Origin of the sequence: Falcatimonas sp. MSJ-15, from assembly GCF_018918265.1 — a bacterium.
In the GTDB taxonomy this organism is placed as follows: Bacteria; Bacillota; Clostridia; order Lachnospirales; family Lachnospiraceae; genus Falcatimonas.
Genome location: NZ_JAHLQC010000006.1, coordinates 1 through 22107 on the forward strand (window position 1 = coordinate 1; position 22107 = coordinate 22107).

Annotated in this window: 20 protein-coding genes and 1 other annotated feature; of the genes, 17 read left to right on the forward strand and 3 right to left on the reverse strand. The window is 32.2% G+C overall.

Features of this window, described 5'->3' with window-relative positions; genetic code table 11:
• The 10 genes from KQI85_RS05725 to KQI85_RS05770 all read left to right on the forward strand — a co-directional run.
• The coding region (locus KQI85_RS05725; protein WP_216575132.1) for a transposase at positions 1 to 1356 on the forward strand (1356 nt) is incomplete at its 5' end.
• A gap of 168 nt (positions 1357 to 1524) precedes the next feature.
• The gene (locus tag KQI85_RS05730; RefSeq protein ID WP_216575133.1) at positions 1525 to 2271 is read left to right on the forward strand and encodes a response regulator transcription factor; all 747 of its coding nucleotides are present in this window, start codon (positions 1525 to 1527) and stop codon (positions 2269 to 2271) included.
• Entirely contained in the window at positions 2268 to 3629 is a 1362-nt protein-coding gene (locus KQI85_RS05735) for a sensor histidine kinase KdpD (RefSeq protein WP_216575134.1), read from the forward strand. The genes KQI85_RS05730 and KQI85_RS05735 overlap by 4 nt, the downstream gene beginning before the upstream one ends.
• Before the next feature lie 102 nt (positions 3630 to 3731).
• Entirely contained in the window at positions 3732 to 4502 is a 771-nt protein-coding gene (locus KQI85_RS05740; RefSeq protein WP_216575135.1) for a hypothetical protein, read from the forward strand.
• A 105-nt stretch (positions 4503 to 4607) separates the two neighbouring features.
• Entirely contained in the window at positions 4608 to 6095 is a 1488-nt protein-coding gene (locus KQI85_RS05745) for a hypothetical protein (RefSeq protein ID WP_216575136.1), read from the forward strand.
• Positions 6083 to 6754, forward strand: coding sequence for an ATP-binding cassette domain-containing protein (locus tag KQI85_RS05750; RefSeq protein WP_216575137.1), 672 nt, complete (start codon positions 6083 to 6085; stop codon positions 6752 to 6754). Before KQI85_RS05745 ends, KQI85_RS05750 begins: the two co-directional genes overlap by 13 nt.
• A 55-nt stretch (positions 6755 to 6809) precedes the next feature.
• Positions 6810 to 7050, forward strand: a binding site (T-box leader).
• A gap of 144 nt (positions 7051 to 7194) precedes the next feature.
• Entirely contained in the window at positions 7195 to 9834 is a 2640-nt protein-coding gene (locus KQI85_RS05755) for a valine--tRNA ligase (RefSeq protein WP_216575138.1), read from the forward strand.
• A 551-nt stretch (positions 9835 to 10385) separates the two neighbouring features.
• Complete coding sequence (locus KQI85_RS05760) at positions 10386 to 10598, forward strand: helix-turn-helix transcriptional regulator (RefSeq protein WP_216575139.1); 213 nt, start codon at positions 10386 to 10388, stop codon at positions 10596 to 10598.
• Between the two features lie 232 nt (positions 10599 to 10830).
• Positions 10831 to 11616, forward strand: coding sequence for a hypothetical protein (locus tag KQI85_RS05765; RefSeq protein WP_216575140.1), 786 nt, complete (start codon positions 10831 to 10833; stop codon positions 11614 to 11616).
• 269 nt (positions 11617 to 11885) lie between these two features.
• A complete protein-coding gene (locus KQI85_RS05770) occupies positions 11886 to 12452 on the forward strand; it encodes a hypothetical protein (protein WP_216575141.1) in 567 nt (188 codons plus the stop codon).
• Positions 12453 to 12525: 73 nt separating this feature from the next.
• Here KQI85_RS05770 and KQI85_RS05775 read toward each other — a convergent pair whose 3' ends face one another.
• On the reverse strand, positions 12526 to 12798 hold the full coding sequence (locus KQI85_RS05775) for a hypothetical protein (RefSeq protein WP_216575142.1): 273 nt from the start codon (positions 12796 to 12798) through the stop codon (positions 12526 to 12528).
• Between the two features lie 175 nt (positions 12799 to 12973).
• On the opposite strand from KQI85_RS05775, the gene KQI85_RS05780 reads away from it, so the two are divergent.
• Positions 12974 to 14101: a hypothetical protein gene (locus KQI85_RS05780; RefSeq protein ID WP_216575143.1), complete on the forward strand. Its 1128-nt coding sequence runs from the start codon at positions 12974 to 12976 to the stop codon at positions 14099 to 14101.
• A 104-nt stretch (positions 14102 to 14205) separates the two neighbouring features.
• Here KQI85_RS05780 and KQI85_RS05785 read toward each other — a convergent pair whose 3' ends face one another.
• Together KQI85_RS05785 and KQI85_RS05790 are read right to left on the reverse strand one after the other, a co-directional pair.
• Positions 14206 to 15540, reverse strand: a complete 1335-nt coding sequence (locus tag KQI85_RS05785) for a sensor histidine kinase (protein WP_216575144.1) — start codon at positions 15538 to 15540, stop codon at positions 14206 to 14208.
• Positions 15537 to 16301 (reverse strand): LytTR family DNA-binding domain-containing protein, encoded by a 765-nt coding sequence (locus tag KQI85_RS05790; RefSeq protein WP_216575145.1) that lies wholly within the window; start codon positions 16299 to 16301, stop codon positions 15537 to 15539. The genes KQI85_RS05785 and KQI85_RS05790 overlap by 4 nt, the downstream gene beginning before the upstream one ends.
• A 231-nt stretch (positions 16302 to 16532) precedes the next feature.
• Here KQI85_RS05790 and KQI85_RS05795 point away from each other — a divergent pair, with 231 nt between their 5' ends.
• From KQI85_RS05795 to spoIIAB, 6 genes are all read left to right on the forward strand, one after another.
• The gene (locus KQI85_RS05795; RefSeq protein WP_216575146.1) at positions 16533 to 17906 is read left to right on the forward strand and encodes an MATE family efflux transporter; all 1374 of its coding nucleotides are present in this window, start codon (positions 16533 to 16535) and stop codon (positions 17904 to 17906) included.
• A gap of 171 nt (positions 17907 to 18077) precedes the next feature.
• Positions 18078 to 19394, forward strand: a complete 1317-nt coding sequence (locus tag KQI85_RS05800) for a folylpolyglutamate synthase/dihydrofolate synthase family protein (RefSeq protein WP_216575147.1) — start codon at positions 18078 to 18080, stop codon at positions 19392 to 19394.
• A gap of 86 nt (positions 19395 to 19480) precedes the next feature.
• Positions 19481 to 19633, forward strand: coding sequence for a hypothetical protein (locus tag KQI85_RS05805; protein WP_216575292.1), 153 nt, complete (start codon positions 19481 to 19483; stop codon positions 19631 to 19633).
• A 26-nt stretch (positions 19634 to 19659) separates the two neighbouring features.
• Complete coding sequence (locus KQI85_RS05810) at positions 19660 to 21063, forward strand: tetratricopeptide repeat protein (protein WP_216575148.1); 1404 nt, start codon at positions 19660 to 19662, stop codon at positions 21061 to 21063.
• Positions 21064 to 21279: 216 nt separating this feature from the next.
• A complete protein-coding gene (gene spoIIAA / locus KQI85_RS05815; RefSeq protein WP_216575149.1) occupies positions 21280 to 21621 on the forward strand; it encodes an anti-sigma F factor antagonist in 342 nt (113 codons plus the stop codon).
• 12 nt (positions 21622 to 21633) lie between these two features.
• The gene (gene spoIIAB, locus KQI85_RS05820; RefSeq protein WP_216575150.1) at positions 21634 to 22098 is read left to right on the forward strand and encodes an anti-sigma F factor; all 465 of its coding nucleotides are present in this window, start codon (positions 21634 to 21636) and stop codon (positions 22096 to 22098) included.
• Positions 22099 to 22107 lie beyond the last annotated feature (9 nt).

The following is a 22107-nucleotide window of genomic DNA, read 5'->3' on the forward strand; positions in this document are numbered from 1 at the left end:
TATATATTATTGCGTGAACTGGAGGATCAGTGTAAAGTCAATCTCCGCTTCATGTATCTTATGGATCATCAAGCACCTTCTTACCGTACTTTCGGCTACTTCATCAACGAAGTGCTTGCTGATTCCATTGAAGAAATATTTCAAGATATAAACAAAAAAATCTTCGAGACAGAGCATGTGGATCTTCAACATCTATACATTGATGGATCCAAGTTTGAAGCAAATGCGAATAAATACTCCTGGGTATGGAAAAAAGCAACCGAAAAATCCAGATACCGTCTCTTTGGTAAGATCACTACACTCTTTGAGGAAATCAATGAGGAACTTTCATGTACAGGTATGAAACTTTGTATCAATAGTGAGTATGCACCAGAGTATCTGAAGGAAGCTGCTGAACAGTATGCAGAAGTCTGGCAGATTAATGAAGCAATGTTTGTTCATGGCAGGGGACATCGCAAAACTACACAACAACGTCATTATGAGAAACTCAAAGAGTATGCTACTAAGTTGGAAGAATACGTGGAAAAAATCAAAATCTGTGGAGAAGATCGCAACAGCTACTCAAAAACAGATCATTCAGCCACTTTTATGCGAATCAAGACAGACTACATGGGAAATGACCAGTTGCTTCCAGCTTATAATGTACAGGTCGGTGTTGCAGATGAATATATTGCTGTTGTTGATGTAAATCAGTATCGCTCAGATATGGATTGTTTTATTCCATTAATGAACAAGTTTTATACTAAATATGGCTTCTATCCGAAGTACCCAGTAGCAGATGCCGGATATGGTTCTTACAACAATTACATCTTCTGTGAGCAGCATGGAATGGAAAAATATATGAAATTTCCCATGTTCAAGAAAGAGACTATTGACAAGAAGTATCATGAAGATCCATTTCGTGCAGTAAATTTTCCAATAGGGGAAGACGGAATCATGCGTTGCCCAAATGGGAAAAACTTTTATCTTCAGTATCGAAAAAACGTAAAAGGGAACAAGTATGGGCGTCAGGAAGAAGTGTATCAGTGTGAAGATTGCTCCGGCTGTCCATACGCAGAACAATGTAAAAAGACAGACAAAAACCGTACTGTACGGATTAACCGCGAACTTACAGCGATGCATCAGGAAGTGATAGAAAATCTCGAAAGTATCCAGGGAGCGCTTCTAAGGATGAACAGATCCATTCAGGCAGAAGGTACCTTTGGTATTATGAAAAACGATCGGTGGTACAAAAGAATTGTCCGAAGAGGAATAAAATCTGTATTGCTTGAAGTATTTCTCGTTTCTATCGGACACAATCTTTATAAATATCACAACAAAAAGAAAAAGCAGCAACTGCCACATAGGATTTCATAATAGCATTCTTATGGGGTAAGGGGAACTATACCCTTTTTTATGTAATATAACTACTATTACATCCATAAGCAAAAGGACGCATGAAAAAACTCTCGTTTTTTCACACGCCCATTTTCTATTATTGTGATAGAATATTAAATATACTACAAAAAATGGGGGATAATGCTGATGACAGATAGTAAGATAATAAAGACACCATATCATAAAAAGATATTGATAGTTGATGATGACAAAAGTTTACTGAATATGATAAAAGTTATTGCTAATAAAGAGGGATATTATAATGTGTATACAGTATCATCAGGTTATGAAGCGATAGAAGTGGCAAAGAGAATAAAATTAGATCTTATAATACTTGATATAATGTTACCTGATATTGATGGATATGAAGTGTGTAGAAATATACGTTTAGAATCAATGGTTCCGATAATATTTTTATCAGCAAAATCAGACGAAATAGATAAATTACTTTCATATGCAATGGGAGGGGATGAATATATAGAAAAACCATTTAGTCCTAGAGAGTTACTTGCAAAAATAAAAGCAGTTTTGATAAGACAGCAGTATTATGAAAATAAAATGAATAAGGATAATACATATATGTTTGGAAAATACATTTTAGATATGAATAAAAGAATGCTATTATGTGAAAATAAAGAGGTGCTGCTAACAGCAAAAGAATATTTGTTGTTAGAATATCTTGTAGTTAATAGAGGAATAACAATTAGTAAAGAACGGATATTAGAGAAAATATGGGATGTTGATTATGATGGATATGATAATACAATAATGGTACATATTAGACATCTTCGTGAAAAAATAGAAGAAGAGCCATCTAACCCCATATATATAAAAACTGTTAAGGGGAGAGGATATATGTTTAATGATGACATACAGAGGGAGTATAAAATATGAAACATAGAATTGCAATACAACAGTTAAAAGCAATTGTAATATCAGCAATTATGTCGGTATTTATAAGTGGAATTATATGCGTAATATGCTTTTTTAATGGACGTTCTGTAGATAATAATATGCCACAGTATCTTATAAGACAGATGGAACAGTATATTGTATATAATAATGGCGATATAGAAGTTTCTGAATCAGGATTGGAGCGGTTGAGAGTTCATAATCTATGGATGCAGATTGTCGATGCTAATGGTAATGTAATAGTTTCCTATTATACACCAGAGGGTATTTATCAAAAATATAATATATTTGAAATTTCAGAGTATATAATGAATTCAGAAAAAACAAATGGCGATACAGTGTTTATATGTCCTGTGAAAGATGACTATGGTATAATAATGGGAGGTAGTTCAAATATTGTAACTAAGCACACGTATGTATATTCTGGAAGTAAAACAGAATTAATTGTGAAATGTATAGGAGTATTTGCTGGCGTGATGATAATATCGGTGATTGTTGCATCATATATTTTTTCAACAAAGATATCTAGACCGATTATAGATGTGCTTGAAAATATAGAGAATATTCAAAATGGTAAGAGAATGAATAAAAAGAAGTCTAAAAAAAACAATGTTTTAAAAGAAATTGAAGATAGTGTAATAAAATTAGAAAATGCATTAGATCAAAACAAAAGATTTAGAGCAGAATGGATTAGTAATATTTCTCATGATATAAAGACACCATTATCTACGATAAAAGGATATGCAGAGATGCTTACTTTGAAAGAATATGAGTATACTAAAGATGAAATCATTGTATATGCTAAACAGATAATAAATGCAGAAGAGAAGATAAAAGAGCTGGTTGAAGAGTTAAAAATTAGTCAGACTCTTGCAGAAGGAAAATATAAGTTAGAATGTGAGAAAATATTTGTTGATAACTTAATGAAGCAATGTATTGATGAGGTTAGTTTTTATACAAAGAATACATCAATACAATGTATATGTGATGGAGATTATATGATCTTGGCAGATAGTAAACTCTTAAAAAGATGTTTAGTAAATATAATAAGTAATGCGTATGTACATAATAAAATTGATGTTAAAGTTACAATTCATGTTAAAAAGTGTGATGAAAAAGTTATTGTAAGTATAAAAGATAATGGAAAAGGAATGGGAGAAAGAGATATACAACACATATTTGAACGTTATTATCGTGGAACTGATTCAGATAATGTAAAAGGTACCGGACTTGGTTTGGCAATAGCTAAAGAAGCTGTAATTGCACATAATGGTGAAATTGAAGTTGAATCTCAATTACAAGAGGGAACAGAAATTGTTATAAAATTACCACTTGCTTAAGCTGAAATTAAGATTAGAATTAACTACTCATAATGAATAAAGTGTATTATTAAATCGTACAATTTACAAATATATGATTTATAGTATAGGGAGATTGATAATATGAGTAATGCATCGTGTTTGATTAAAATGATTAAAAGAATGATATTATTAGGCATGATATTATGTATTGTGATTGCGGCTGGAATTATTGTATTGGAGTATATAGTTGCAGGAAATACTGTGATAACATACAAAATAGAGATTTGGATTGAAGCATGTCAGACAGTTGACTTTTTTTTACCATTGTTAGTTAGTGTGTTGTTTGTGCCATTAGTATATATACAGAAGAAAGATGGATTTATAAAATATGCAACTATAAGAAATAGAAAATTTGTTATTTATGAGTATGTGGCAATAATATTATCAGTTTTTATAATAGTATTTATAGCTTATTATATACCATTAATAGTATCACTAAAGATTATAACTGTGCAAATAGTAGAAGAACAGTCAAATCTTTCGGAATATGTGTTTGGTAATTGGCAGATACATCATCCGTATATCTTTGGGATTATATGGTGTGTATGGAAGGGAATTATTGCAGCAATATTTACTATGGCAGGTTGCATTATAATGTTATTAATAGATAATATGTTTGTTGCGACAATGTTTTCGTTTATGTACTGTATGAGTGAAAATTTTATTACAGCAACATTGCAAATTCCTAAGTATAGTATAATGACATCATATGTTCTTAATAGACTCTCGCCAACGTGTATGCATATCTGGAATTACTGTGTTGGAATGTTGGTATTTATACTTGTATGTGGAATAGTTATTATTGCATGCAGGATATTTAATATAAAACAGGTAGAAGGATGTGAAGAATAGATGTGCTGTGAGAGAATTGGTAAGAAGATAAAAAATCCTAAGATAATAAAGTTAATGACAGCTATTTTATTAATATATACATTCATGTGTGGACAAGAACTAAAGATGGCAACAGATTTAGAATTGAATGTGCATGAATATGTTCTATATATGATTACAAATCATTATTATATGGTGTATGTATGGCTGTTTTTTGTGATAATATTTTCAATATATAATATCAGAGAAAAGAGACCATTAGAACGTGTACGTTTTGGAAAAATCTCATTATTTTATAAAGAAGAAATAATAGTTAGTATGATACAATTATTCATTGTAATTGTAAGCCATATAATGATTGCATATATTGTTGGAAGCACTAGATTAGCAGGCAGTGTAAGATATTCAGATGTAGTGATGAAAAATATTTGTATTAGTGAGATAGAAGTATTACAAATATATGCATTAAAGATATATAACCCGATAATAGCTATGCTAGAAGCAACAATAGTGTGGTATGTTGGTAGTCTTTTTATTGTTCTGATTATATACTTTGGCAGTGAAATTCTCAATGGTATTGGGGAAGTTATATTAATACTAGGTATAATAGCAAATGTAATGATGGGATTTATGACAGAAATTGATAGTGGAATACTAAAAATATTTTTCATTAATAATTATTACATTTTCCATCATACATTTGAGGGGGATAAAGAACTTGTAGTGTTAAATTTAACTTTGATGTTTGTAATAATAAGGGTATTATACAAAAAAGCAGTTATGATTAATACAGGATCAAAAAGGTTAAGAATCTTAAATGACAATAAAGTGGCAATAATGCAAATAAATCCTTATATAGAATGTATATATTTGGTTGGAATAAATGTAATATTATTAATTAATAGTGAACAAAGTGGTATGATGTATATATGGAATGCATTTAAAGGATTTTCATATGAAAACTTTCAATTTGTTGAATTTTTGTCATATGTATCATGCGCTATGCTTGCATTATATGCTGTAAATGCAAAATGGAGTGATGAGATTAATAACAAGAATACAATATGGATGTTCAGATTTAATAATAAAAATTTATGGAATAAAAAAATGTACAGAAATGGGAAATTGTTAGTTAATAGAATGATGATAGAATATATAGTAACAACGAGTATAATTGGAAATATAATTCAGCTTATATACAATGGTAATACAGAGTGGTATGCAATTGCTGGTGAGTACTATGGACAGAATAATAGAACCGTAATAACATCAATATTCATAGCAGTTTTGTTAAGAGTTGTTGAGATGAATATATTGTATATATGTAATTATACTATATACAGAATAACGCATAATTCAATATGTGCATATATTGCAATTATTGTTTTATGGATGGTAGGTATTTGGTCTTCTGAAATGAATCTTTTTATATTGGGTAAAGGCTCAGTATATCAGATTATGGAAATGTTTGCAAAGCAACAAGAAGATTTTCTAATATGGATAGTATTGGTTAATGTATTGTTTGCAGTATTTATAGAAACAATTGCTTTAAAGAACTTTGATAAAATGAGAATAGTTATGAAAAAATGGAGTGAGTTGGTATGTCAAAAATAATAGAAATTGAGAATGTTACAAAAACTTTCAAAGGACATAATGTGTATGATAATATGACACTTGTGGTTGAAAGTGGAGAATGTATTGGAATTGTAGGCGAAAATGGAAGTGGAAAATCGGTATTGTTTCAGATGATAGCAGGTCTTATGAGTGCTGATACAGGAGTTATAAAGGTTGCAGGTAAAACTGTTGGTGAAAATATGGATTTTCCACAGAATGTTGGAATTCTTATTAATGAACCAGGATATATAGGATATTGTACTGGTTATAAAAACTTACAGATGCTTGCTCAGATAAATAATAAAATTAATAATGAAGATATAAAGAAAACAATGAATATGGTTGGATTGAAATGGAATGATAAAACACTAGTCAGAAAATATTCAATGGGTATGAAACAAAAACTTGGAATTGCACAAGCTATTATGGAAAATCAGGAGATAATAATACTTGATGAGCCATTTAATGCACTTGATTATAAGACAAATTCTGAAGTTGTAAGCATATTGGAACGCTTAAAAAAGGATGGGAAAACAATATTATTGACAAGTCATCAGCATCAGTATCTTAATAAATTGTGTGATAAGATGTACTGTATAAGAGATAATAAAATTGTTAGCTTTACTCCATCAATGCAAGCAGAATATTTTTCCCTCTAACATATTTAGTAAAAATCCTTGACAAATTACTAATATCTTTTTAAAATGAGAAAAGATAAATGTGCTGACGAAGAGGAGTATACATACAACATCCCCAGAGAGAACCATTCATCGGCTGTAAGGTGGTTTGGAAAAGTATATGTAGAAGGTAGCTTCCGAGCAGTATGTCTGAAAAGATATTGTTAATAGCAATATAAGTAAGACATAACGGAGTAGTTCACGTTACAGAACTATGAGATGACACACATATAAGTGTAAGTCAACAAAAGGTGGTACCGCGATAATTCGCCCTTTGCATAGCAATATGCAGAGGGCTTTTTAATTTATGTGAGCAACGAACCAAAGTCAGTGCTTGCACGAGACCTTGGCGACTGCCACGATAACTTGAGAAACACGCTTCAAGAGTTTCTCATAGTTTGTCAAAAAATAAGGAGGATATTATGAAGAAAGAATTAGAAAAAAACTATAATCCTTCCGAGATAGAGGAAAGATTATATACAAAATGGATGAATAAAAAATATTTTCATGCTAATGTAAACAGAGATAAGAAGCCATTCACAATAGTAATGCCACCACCAAACATTACTGGACAGCTTCATATGGGACATGCTCTTGATAATACAATGCAGGATATTATAATCAGACAGAAGAGAATGCAGGGATATGAAGCACTGTGGCTTCCAGGAACAGACCATGCATCAATAGCAACAGAAGCTAAAGTTGTAGAAGCAATCAAAAAAGAAGGGCTTACTAAGGAAGACCTTGGTCGAGAAGCTTTCTTAGACAGAGTATGGGATTGGAAGAAACAGTATGGAGGAAGAATTGTATCACAGCTTAAGAAGATTGGTTCATCATGTGACTGGGACAGAGAGAGATTCACAATGGATGAAGGCTGTAACAAAGCAGTAAAAGAAGTATTCGTTAACCTCTATAATAAAGGACTTATATACAGAGGTGAGAGAATAATCAACTGGTGTCCAAAATGTCTTACATCAATCTCAGATGCAGAAGTAGAATATGAAGATCAGGCAGGACATTTCTGGCATCTCAGATATAAACTTACAGATGGAAGTGGATATGTTAATCTTGCAACAACAAGACCTGAGACATTACTTGGTGATACAGCAATCGCAGTTAATCCTAACGATGACAGATACAAAGATATCGTAGGCAAGACAGTTATTCTTCCAATCGTACACAGAGAGATACCTGTAGTAGCAGATGATTATGTAGAGATGGACTTTGGAACAGGTGTTGTTAAGATCACACCAGCACATGACCCTAACGATTTTGAAGTAGGTGCAAGACATAATCTTCCAATAATCAACGTAATGACAGACGATGCTAAGATTATAGACGATTATCCAAAATATGCCGGAATGGACAGATATGAAGCAAGAAAAGCAATTGTTGCAGACTTAGAAGCAGAAGGCGCACTTGTAAAAGTTGAAGATTATAACCATAATGTAGGAACATGTTACCGTTGTGGAACAACAGTAGAACCAAGAGTATCAAAACAGTGGTTCGTTAAGATGAAACCACTTGCACAGCCGGCAATAGATGCAGTAAAGAACAGTGATACAAGATTTGTACCACCACATTTTGAAAAGACATATTTCCACTGGTTAGAGAATATTCGTGACTGGTGTATCTCAAGACAGTTATGGTGGGGACATCAGATACCAGCATTCTATTGTGATGATTGTGGTGAAACAGTAGTAACTAAAGAGAATACAGCAGTATGTCCAAAATGTGGTAAGCCAATGCGTCAGGATCCTGATACACTTGATACATGGTTCTCATCAGCATTATGGCCATTCTCAACACTTGGCTGGCCTGACAAGACAGAAGAGATGGATTACTTCTATCCTACTAATGTACTTGTAACAGGATATGATATCATTCCATTCTGGGTTATGAGAATGATGTTCTCAGGAATAGAACATACAGGAGAAGTACCATTTAACACAGTATTAATACATGGACTTGTAAGAGATTCACAGGGACGTAAGATGAGTAAATCACTTGGTAATGGTATCGATCCACTTGAAGTAATCGATAAATACGGTGCAGATGCATTAAGATTCTCACTTGTAACAGGTAATGCACCTGGTAATGATATGCGTTTCTACTGGGAGAGAATTGAATCAAGCAGAAACTTTGCTAATAAAGTATGGAACGCATCAAGATTCATTATGATGAATATAGAAAAAGCAGAAGGCAGAGAAGTAAGTATAGAAGAACTTACAGATGCAGATAAGTGGATTATATCTAAGATGAATACACTTATCAAAGAAGTAACTGACAATATGGAGAAATATGAACTTGGTGTTGCAGTACAGAAACTGTATGATTTTATATGGGAAGAATTCTGCGATTGGTATATAGAGATGGTAAAACCAAGACTTTATAATGATGATGATACAACTAAGGAAGCGGCTCTTTACACACTTAAGACAGTCCTTATTAACTCATTAAAGCTCTTACATCCATATATGCCATTCATAACAGAAGAGATATTCTGTAATCTTCAGGATGAAGAAGAATCAATTATGATATCATCATGGCCTGTATACAGAGAAGAATATAATTTTGCCAAAGAAGAAGCAGCAATCGAAGCTATTAAGGAAGCAGTAAGAAATATCCGTAACGTAAGAGCAGAGATGAATGTTGCACCAAGTAAAAAAGCAAAAGTATTCGTAGTAACAGACAATGAAGAAGTTAAGAATATCTTCGAGAATGGTAAAGTATTCTTTGCAACTCTTGGATATGCAAGCGAAGTAGTAATTCAGGCAGATAAAGCAGGAATTGATGATGATGCAGTATCAACAGTAATTCATAATGCAGTAATCTATATGCCATTTGCAGAACTTGTAGATATCGAAAAAGAGATTGAAAGACTTAAAAAAGAAGAAGAACGTCTTAATGGTGAATTAAAACGTGTTAACGGAATGTTAAGCAACGAGAGATTCATAAGTAAAGCACCAGAAGCTAAGATTAACGAAGAAAAAGCAAAACTTGAGAAATATACTCAGATGATGGAGCAGGTAAAAGAAAGACTTGCACAGCTTGAAAAATAATATTATAGAAATATAATGAAGCAACAGACAAAAAACATATTATATATGGATGTTATAATGTAATAATAGACGGTGCAACTCGAAGCAGGGTTGCACCGATTTTATATATAGAATAAGTAAAGTTTAACTTTTAAATACTCAGATGTATCTTCTGACAATCTTGCAACAGCAAAAGATTTTTACGATAAAATTTCTTTTGGTGGAAAAAAATAATAGAACCATGATAGTTATAAGAAAAATTAATATGGCAAAGTTATACAAAGATAATTAAGGTTAGTGTATAACTTTGCTGTATTGCATTTTGGCTAAAAAGTGTTGCAAATAGTCTTTTTTGGTGGTATATATATATATATATATATAGTGACTATCTCAACAATAAAGAGACGATGTATCAACTTTTATTGAGTAAAGTGTTTGTCTGGTACATTATATAGATTAAGATAGCACAATTTACTATCAGATACACATAAGATGAATCCCGTAATAGTAATTCATAGGGCGTAATAAAATAATAAAATTAATCACAATTTACAAGGGAGGATGATTATCTGATGAATAAAGAAGAAAAACGAACGATTGGAAAAGTTATTAAGGATAAACGTATTGGACTTGGAATGACACAGGAGGAACTGTGTAAAAATATCTGTACTAAGAAACATCTTAGTAATATAGAAAATGATAGATGTGATCCGAGTACATACATTGTAAAGAAGCTGTTTGAAAGAATGGGAGAAAGTGCAGTTCACAATATAATTGACTTATAATGATGTCTTAAAGAAAAGGATGAATGAAGCGCAGGAATATAGAAGAGTGTTAAACAGAAAATAAATGATATTGATAATATTAAGAATTTTACCACATACAGATTAATAATATGAAAAAACTTTAAAATACTATATTATAACACACTTTATATGAAAAGTAAATAGAATTATAATTCCGTTTACTTTTCGTGTAAAACATGCGATTATATTTATATAAAGGAGGTTGTTTTATATGAAGAAAAAAGTCATACTTGCGATAGCAGTGGCATCACTTATGATGAGTGCGTGTTCTACAAGTCAGTCTGCAACTGTAGACAAAACAGAAGATAATAATAAACAGACTTCACTTACTCAGAAAACAGTTAATGAAGAGACATTAGCTGTAGACACAGATAGCTCAATACAAAGAGAGTTTGCTTATGAACTTACATCAATGGGTGACTATAATAAACTTGCGATGGATTTTAATGAGCTTGTTAATGACGCAGATATGATACTTAAGATAAAAGTTGAATCGGTCACACCTTATATTAATGAGAATGGAATGATTCAAAGTGAGATAGTACCAGTCGTTGAAGAAGTGTATAAAGGCAAATATAATGGTGAGAAGCTATATGTTAATGGCGGCGAGATGCTATATGATGATTTTATTCAAAATGACATCATTAGGGAACAGCTTTTCGGACATGAAGATCCTGATGCTGACAAAGAGTCACTGTCTGGTAAATATGTAAAACAGACAGTAGATAACCAATATATATTCCATAAAGGTGATGAATATGTATTTTTTGCACAACAAAGAGAAGATGATAACAAGTTCTATTCGTTGTATGCATATCAGGGAACTTTTAAAGTTGACGGTGATTATGTTGACAATGAGGCTTTGAATGCTAGTGAACCACTTGCTAGTGATATTGACACAAGATTTACAACAGATTCAGTTATAAGAACAATGAGTACTGCTTGTGCAGAAGTATCACTTGAAGAATTTGTTAATGCTATTAATAGTGTTGAGTAAAAGAAAAGCCTGTTGCATTGAATAGGAGCATCTTTAATAATAGAAGATTTAATATAAAATTAGTATTAGGCATAAGCATTTTCCTTTGTTTATTGGATTGTGGTGATTTAATTATAACTTACGGGATTGTTTATGCCTATCTTTTTTCAAAAATGAAAGGTTCTAAACTCTACCCCAAAGTAAAATTTAGAACCATTTTTTTTGAACGTAGCCCACATACAGGTGGTGTTAAGAAACAAAAAATACATTTCATACAGGAGGATTTATAAATGAAGTATGTTGATATACGTTTCAATGAAAAAGAGATTAGTTGTATTCGAGATATGATTGGTACTATATTAATTAAATACAAATGTGATCCTTTTGAGTATTCTACAGCAGTCTATGGGATTGTTGGTATTTATACCGATAAGGCATCTTATACATTTACAAATTTAATTCAAACCATGGATTATTATGGTGCAAACGAAGACGTAGCTGTTTTTAGAGTAGATAAGTGTTCAGCTTTAGAAATTAAGTCATTTATTACTGGTAATACTATGATAGAAGTTCCGGTGAATAAGATTATCAAAGAAGTTGATATTATCAACGAACATCAGAAGGTTTTTGAACATGGTAATCAAGCTTATGATATTTGGCTGACAAGAGGCATTGTTTTTAAATTTGAAGATAGCACAGAACTATCTCTAGAGAAAAATATTTGGTTTTCTGAAATGATTACTGTTGATAAGGGCGAGCAGTTATTAAGTAGGTTTACACCAGTCGAAGAGTTTGCTGAAGATTGGGAGGGTGATTTTTGTGGAAAGTGTACTAGAGAAGTAGTAAAAATATTTTAAAGTTATAGAACTATTAGGGCTTTCAATTATAATATTCCAAGAAACATTTTAAAGTTTCTTGGAATATTTTTTATCAAAAAAGATAAGCGTCATTATAAGTAGCTTTAGAGAGTTCAGATGATTTAATAACTTTGCCGGAACTAAAGAATATATAATTATCATCAGCAAAGAGAATATCTTCATCTTCAGGAATATCTATATATTGTAAAAGAATAGGATAACCACCGGTAATTCTTCCAACATATATTTTTTTGGAATCATCAACATGAATTACAGCTAATATATAATCAGAGATTGCCATAACATAACTGTCATCACCAGTATTACGCTCGACAAAATTTAACAAAAAAAGCGTAGAATTTTGTTGGTTTTTAACATAAAAGGAATATCGGTTTAAAGTGATGAAATCTGCTATCACATATCTCTTGATTTGTCAATAGAAAGATTTTTCTAAATACATTTGTACCGATATATAGTATAATATATTATTAAATAATAAATATTTTAATGGGGGAATGAGTATGAAGAAGAAAAAGATATCTAAGACAATAATTATCAATACAATTCTTATAGTAGCTATAGCTGCTGTTATAATTCCACGTATTCCTAAGCCTGCTCAGGGGTCAACATCTGATTTTGAGATTATAGACAGACAGCCTACTGTGATGGAGAGTGATGATTATATAAGTCAGCCATATTGGACAAGAGATGGTGCTAATATATGTAAAGCTAGTGATGGTGGATATTATATTAAAGAGAATAATGTTTTGTATCATTATAATAGTGAACTGACTGATAAGACAGAGATTATGACTGATGCAGAAGGTGTTCTTGGAGAATATATATATGGTTATGAAGATAATATATATGCTTTTCAAAAGTCTGACAGAAAAGTAGATGTAGTATCGCTTAGTAAAGATGGAATCAGAGTATTATTTGAAGCAGGATATTATGAAGCTGAGTATTTTGATAAGTGGAAGTTAGTAAGGCAGGGCGATTATATCTATGTATGCAATAGCAGACCAGAGCAAAAGCTTAGCATATACAGATACAAGACAGATGGTTCGGGTAAAGAATGTATAGCCAAATTTGAATCTGATGGTGGATATTTTGCTGATATGAAAGGATATGGCGCAGATGTATTCTATTCTGTAGTTGGAGATGCAACCGAAGATACAAGAGGAATGAAGATAGCTAATGTATATCGTTATGATTGTGATACAGGAACGACTATGAGAGTGATAGCTTATCCATTTGGATATTTTACTATTCATCAGAAGAGAAATATGTTATTTGGATATTATGTAATTAATGATGAGATAGCAAGTCTTGATATGAAAGCTGTTACTAATAATGCTGATGAATCAGATATATCACCTATAGGGTTAGAATATGATTGTGGTGTGGAGTCTTATGTATTCAGTAATGCTAATAATCTATGTGCTGTAATATACAAGGATAATGCTAAGCAGATATATGTAACTCATGAATGTGCAAGTGAACCTGATCTAGTTCAGTATATAGATATTCCTGAAGATGAAGATGTTGTATTTGCAGATGATACATATATATTCTTTTCATCAGGAAGAGTGTTAAGAGCTGAGGATCTTGCAAAAGGAACATATAATGATTCTTTTATGATAAGATAATGTTTACAAGAGTTTATAAGATGATTTTTTAAGAAAAAAGGCTATGGGTTCATAGCCTTTTTTGAATGACTGATTTATAATGCAATCAGTCATATTAATTGTAATTAATAATATTCACTATCGGAAGTTAGAACATCCTTATCATATCCGGTAAGCATCATTGCAGTTGCAACAACTGTATTATCACGTTTTACAATGTCAAAGCTTCCATTATATTTGTGAACAGTATGTCTTACACTATTTAAGCCGATTCCATGAAATTTACTGTCTTTTTTACTGGTAGCAAGATTTGGTGGAAGTTTTTCACTGTATTTATTAATAATCTTAATTATGAAGAAACTTTTTTCCTGCTTGATTGTTATATCAATATAAGGTTCGTTCTCTTTCATACTTGCTTCGATAGCATTATCAATAAGATTGCCAAGTATGTTAGTCATATCTATATCAGATACGAAGCAGTCAGATGGTATTGAAGCATTGATGATGAAGTTGATATGGTTATCGATTGCATAACTTTGTTTGGTATATAATACAGCATCAACACTGGAATTGCCTGTTTTTATATAGAATGTCTGATTGCTTATGATATCATTTTTATCAGTAAGATATGCCTTAATCTTGTCTATGTCTCCTTTATTAGCAAAGCTTGTAAGTGTAATGATATCGTTCTTATAATCATGCACGCTGCGTCTCCATAGTCTGAAAGTCTTCTCTGTCTCATCAAGCGATTTTTGAAGCATACTGTTTTTTAGTTCTATAAGCTGCATCTGTTGTTCTAGTTCGTGTGCTTCTGTTGTTGTTATTACAAAATAGAACATAGCGAGTTCTATTATAACAGATGCAAGGAAGAATGCCATCATCAGAAGTTCAGTTCGCTTGCTCATTGTATGCATATTAAGCTCTAGCATTATAAATATCATTCCGAGTAAGAACATTGAATATACACATGTCATAAGGACATATTTGCTTATAAAACGGAATGTCCTTTTGAATATTTTGCTGAATGTTGTTATTGTTAACAGAAGAAGTGTCTTTGACAAGAGTATACATATAAGTCTTTCACTTCCCTGTGTATTTAACAGATATGGAACGTTGCTGTTAAGTGCAAGTGCTGCAAAATATGCTGTTGAAAAGTCGATTGCTGACAATATTATTGTATATATAAATACGAGAAGAATATGAGTCCATTTGAAGGGCTTGTATAATCTTATCTGTATTATTAAGAATAATATTATTGCCAGGTAAGAGTTAATGAATGAGAACATCTTAAAGTGATTAAGTATCATTATTATCAGAGATCCTGTAAAAGAATATAATAGTATTGGATATTTTTTCTCCATAAGATGTTCACGATTTAAAAAAGTTCCACAGAATATACATGACATTGTTATCTCTATGAGACTTGCCATATATTCCACGATCCAGTAAAAAGTATTCATACATCTTCCCTCCAGTATTCAAGCAAAGCATCTTTTAGGCTTGTAACTTTGGCACGACTTATTATAAGCCTTGTACCGTTATCAAGCATAATTGAGTGTTCAGATTCAATTATAGCGATATATTTTATGTTCACAATACATCCTGGATGAAGCTGGAAGAAGTATTTGTTGTTTAATTGTGATATAACTTCTTTCATTGATGCTCTTGTAACTATATCACCTAGTTTTTTAGTATGTATAATCAGCTTTCTGTCTATAAGTTCGATATACATAATCTCTTTTTTTCGCACTTTGAACTGTTCTGAGGCACTTGCTTTGACTATTATGCAGCTATTACGAGGCGAATTGCTTATCTTAAGCGAGGCAGCCTGAATTGCTGCAAATAGTTCGGGCTGCAGCTTTTCTTTTTTGATATATCTAAATGGAAGATATTCAATTGATTGTCTGACATATTGATCATATGAACTTACGAATATGATTATTATGTCATTATCTGTCTCTCTGATCTTTGAAGCAAGTTCAAGTCCTGACATCTGTGGCATATCGACATCAAGCAGCAGAAGTTCTGTTAGATTGTCAGGCTGTGCAAGATCATCCATGAGTTTAAGCGGATTGTCGTATAACTTTATATCAGGAGCAACATTAAGTGTATTACATACATCTTTTACATTGTGATGCATAATTGTTAAAAAATCAATATTGTCATCGCATATAGCAATGTTTAGTACGAGCGTTTCCCGCCCGGTTGTGTTATTTAGCATAAAAAACCCTCTTTCGAGCTGTTATAGTGTTTGTAATCAGCTTATTTATCTTTGGTATGTCAACAGCCCACATTATAGCATATTAATAGCAAAATCAAAACAACATTATGTAACTCTATAAAATTTTATAGAAATAGACGATTTTGATATTGAAAAGAGAAAACTTTTTGATATAATTATAAAGCCTAAAATAGGTAGGACCATTTTAAATATAAATGATGAAAGGATGTAATGCCAGTGATAAAGGATATATTAAAGAAGATGGAAGGATCAAAGGATCTTACAAGTGGAATACCGATGAAACTTATATTGTCATTTGGGCTTCCATTATTGTTTGGCTTTTTATTTCAGCAGTTTTATAATATGGTTGATACGATAATTGTTGGACAGTTCCTAGGTGTTAATGCACTTGCGGCGGTAGGATCAACAGGTTCTATTAACTTTATGATACTTGGTTTTTGTATGGGAATATGTAATGGTTTTGCGATACCTGTAGCACAGACTTATGGTGCTAAAGATAATGTTAATCTTAGAAAATATATAGGTAACAGTGCTACACTTGCATTTATATTCTCTATAATAATAACAGTTGTTATAGGTATTCTTACGAGAGATATACTTATATGGATGAAGACACCAAAGAGTACTCTTGATGATGCGTTTATATATATTTTTATTGTATTTATGGGGATTCCTGCGACTATACTTTATAATACTGTGTCGGCTATATTAAGATCGCTTGGTGACAGTATTACACCGCTTGTATTCCTTATATTCTCATCGCTTATCAACATAGTACTTGATATTTTACTTGTAAGACCTATGGGCGTTGCCGGAGCAGCTGTTGCAACAGTAAGTGCACAGGCTGTATCAGGAATTATAAGTCTTATATATATGATTAAAAAATATAATTATCTTGGAATAACTAAGAAGGATCTAAAACTTAGCCGTATTCATGCGATAAGATTATGTTCAATGGGAATTCCTATGGGATTACAGTATTCAATTACTGCAATCGGAAGTGTTATATTGCAGTCTGCGGTTAATATTCTTGGGGAGACTTATATGGCAGCAGTAACAGCAGGAAGTAAAGTAAGTATGTTTATGTGTTGTCCATTTGATGCTATGGGTTCGACTATGGCGACTTACGGTGGTCAGAATGTTGGTGCAGGTAAGCTTGACAGAGTTGACAGAGGCATTAAAGATTGTATAAAACTTGGTCTTATATATTCAGTCATAGCACTTGTTGCAATATTATTATTTGGTAAACAGTTTGCACTTCTTTTTGTAAAAAAAGATAACATGCAGCTTATAGATTATATATACAAATTCAATGTCGCAAATGCAGCATTTTATTTTCCGCTTGCACTTGTTAATATTGTAAGATTTATGATACAGGGACTTGGTTTTTCAGCATTTGCAGTAATTGCAGGAATATGTGAGATGTTTGCAAGAAGTATTGCGGGATTTGTACTTGTACCTGTATTTGGCTATAATGCAGTAGTATTTGCTAATCCTCTCGCATGGATATTCGCAGATATATTCCTTATACCGGCATATTTGTATGTTATGAAGCGTCTTAGACAAAAAATAAGAAATTATTAAGAAAAACATTGTGCGTTACTATTGCAATATTAAGATTGTGCGTATATTATGTATTCTAGTACTTTATTTTGTTAATAACTAATCTAAGTATATATTGGTTATTTGAATATAGTAATTATTTGAATATAGCAGATATTTGAATAATGATAGATTATTAAAAGGAATGATGATATGTATTCGTACAACGATGCAGTAGATTATATAGAAGAGATACCAAAGTTCTCGAAGAAGACAACGCATGATAATATACGAAGAATTCTTGACAGAATTGGTGTTAATGAAGATACATTTAAGATAATACATGTAGCAGGAACTAATGGAAAAGGTTCTGTATGTGCATATATAACAGGAATTTTAAGAGAATGTGGTTATAATGTCGGAACATTTATATCACCTCATCTTGTTACTACAAGAGAGCGCTTTCTTATTAATAAGAATGTGATAAGTGAAGATGAGTTCATAGAAGCATTTGAAGAGACTAAGCGAATTATTGATGAACTTGATAATGAAGAGAGTATGGTTCATCCTTCATATTTTGAATATCTTTTTCTTATGGGAATGTATATATTTAAAAAGAAAAAGGTTGAATATGCGGTGCTTGAAGTGGGACTTGGCGGAAGACTTGATGCAACTAATGTGTTTGAGAGAGTTCTTGTGTCAGTTATTACTTCAATAAGTATGGATCATATGGAGATACTTGGAGATACTATTGAGAAGATTGCAAGTGAAAAAGCAGGTATTATTAAGCCATCTGTACCGGTTGTATATCTTGCTGATGATGTAAGAGTTGCTAAAGTTATAGAGAAGAAGGCTAAAGAGAATAATGCTAAAACATTTGCAGTTTTATCAAAAAATGCAAAAATTCTTAAAAAATCAATTGAAAATATTGATTTTTATTTTGAAAATATGTATTATAAAGAAGGTACGTTTTCTGTACCTTCAATAGCCCTTTACCAGATAGCAAACAGTATGATGGCTATAACTGTTGCAGGGGTAATAGGTGAAGTAACAGGCTGTAATATATCTTGTGAACAGGTTAGGAATGGTATTATGAATACCAGATGGGAAGGAAGAATGGAGAGAGTTCTTCCGGATGTGATTCTTGATGGTGCTCACAATGAAGATGGAATAGCAGCATTTATTAAGACTTGTCAGAGCCTTGTTAAGACTCAGAGTCTTTCATTGTTATTTTCAGCAGTTAAAGATAAAGATTATTCTCAGATGATAAAGGAGATATGCGAAGGAGTGCATTTTAACCATATAGTAGTTACTAATATATATGGTAAACGCAATCTTGATGCACAGATAATAGCAGATACTTTTATGAAGTATTCTAAGGATAGCTGTGTTGTGACAGTTGATGATCCTTATGAAGCTTTTGACACTGCACTTAAGATAAAAGACAGTAATGATATCCTTATGTGTGCAGGATCTTTATATCTGGTTGGAATGATAAAAGAACATTTAAGTGATTTAAATAATAGATAGAGTAATAAAGAAATTGTAGATAGCTGTATTATTCGGATATTGAAAGATATATCAGTGGTACAGTGAGTTTGTGGAGGAATGATATTATGATGATTAATTTTGATGAAGAGATAAAAAAGTTTAAACCAAGTCTTGAAGTAGATCAGGCAGAGGATGCGATATACAATAATGACATTACTGATGTTACAGAGATAATTAATATTTTACTCAAAGAGATTAAAGACAAAGAACAGGCATAATAACTTAGATTGGTAAGGTGAATAATATGAAATGTTATAATTGTAATAGTCAGTTAACCGATGCCGATTACTGTGTAAAATGCGGTGCCGATGTAACTGTCTATAAGACTATTGTTAAGAAGTCCAATGAATATTATAATCTTGGACTTGCAAAAGCACAGGTAAGAGATCTTTCCGGTGCAGTTGTGGCTCTTAGAACGAGCGTAAGAATTAATAAACTTAATACAAAAGCAAGAAATCTTCTTGGACTTGTATATTTTGAGATGGGTGAAGCTGTATCAGCACTTAGTGAGTGGGTTATAAGTAAGAATCTTCAGCCAGAGAAGAATATAGCTGATAGTTATATTAAGGCAGTACAGTCTAATCCTAATAAGTTAGATGTTATTAATCAGACTATCAAGAAGTATAATCAGGCACTTCTATATGCTAAGCAGGGAAGTGATGATCTTGCAGTGATTCAGTTAAAAAAAGTGCTTAATCTTAATCCAAACCTTGTAAAAGGTCATCAGCTTTTAGCACTTTTATATATAAAAACAGAAGAATTTGATAAAGCACGAAAAGCATTGAAAAAAGCAATAGCAATTGATCGCAATAATACGCTTACTCTTAAGTATATTGCAGCTGTTGATACAAGACTCGGTGCAGATCCTGAAGATTCGGTATCGTATGACAGACCGAAGAGATCACCTGGAGAGAAGAAAGTATTTAAGCCTGAGACTACAATTACAGGAAGTGATATGATTGTTCCTCGTAATTCGTATAAGGAACCGGCTAATGGACTTATGAATGTTGTATGTATACTCATTGGTCTTGTAATTGGTGCAGTACTTCTTGGTGCACTTATATTACCGGCGAGAACAACAGCACTTAGACAACAGCAGCAGCAGGAGATTAATGAATTAAGTAATGACCTTGCTAATAAGACTTCAGAACTTGATTCTTTAAAGACACAGGTTGAACAGCTTACAACCGAAAGAGATAATGCTGTAGCAACAGCGACACAATATACTGGCGAGACAGGTGTACTTGCACAATATGAAGGAATATTAAGCGTTGCCAATCTCTATATATCTGGCAATGTAGTTGAAGCAGGTGAACAGATTGCTAATCTGTCAGTTGATTCAATGCCTTCAGAGACAGCAAAGACACTTTACAATACAATATACCAGACAGCAAGAACACAGGCATTTAGTTCTCTTTATCAGACAGGTTATGATGCATATAATTCTAATGATTTCCCTGTAGCGATTGATAATCTGTTAAGAGCTTATAAGATAGATGGAACAGGTGCAGAAGTTAATTACTATCTGGCAAGATCATATTCGAAATCTGGAGACGCAGCCAGCGCAGCTCCATATTACCAATACGTTATAGATAATTTCCCTGATACACAGTTGGCAACTTATTCATCACAGAATCTAGGTTATTAGTTGTTAGGGATTGTCACAGACACTTATAGGCGGTCTCTTAAGAGATCGCCTTTTTTATATTATTTTTCAAAGAGAATGCCAATATTTTCATTATAGTATCATAAGAAGATCTTTCGATTCATTATGATATAGTGCAATATAGTAATATTTTGGCTGTATGTTTGAATAATATAAGTTTCTATGCTCCCTATGGCTTGTTATAAAGAAAGGAGTATTATGAATTCTAGGTATAGCGTATATAGAGATAGTCTTGTTGTGCATCTTGATAAAGAGCTTGATCATCATCAGGCTGAGATAATACGAAATGATACAAAAGAGTATATAGAATACTGTCAGATTAAGAATATCATTTTTGATTTTTGCAATACAACTTTTATGGATAGCTCAGGGATAGGACTTATTATGGGACGATATAAAGTCCTTAGTGAAACCGGAGGAAGAGTATACGCTGTTGAAGTTAATGAAAGTGTAAAGAGAATATTTAGAATGAGTGGTTTGTTTAAAATAGTTGAAGTATTCGACAATTTGGATGAACTTATATGTATGCAGAGAATATAAGGGGGATATTGTATGCAGCTAGAGGAAAAGTTATTAACCGGGTGTGATAATGAATGTGAAGTAAGATTTAAGAGCAGATCTGAGAATGAATCTTTTGCAAGGATAGCAGTGATTGGTTTTATGTCTGTGCTTAATCCTACTCTTGAGGAAGTATCAGATGTCAAGACAGCAGTATCGGAAGCTGTGACTAACTGTATAATTCATGGTTATGAAGGTGATGAGAATGGAATAATCAGGATGAAGATGAAGTTATTATACAGTCAGAATTCGAGTGGTATACTTGAACTTGAGATTAGTGACGATGGAATTGGAATTGAGAATGTGAGTATGGCGATGGAACCTATGTATACGACTAAGCCTGATGAAGAACGTTCCGGAATGGGATTTGCATTCATGGAAGCATTCATGGATGAACTTAGAGTTGTATCAGTGCCTATGATGGGAACTCGTGTATATATGAAGAAGATAATAGGATAGTAAAGGGTG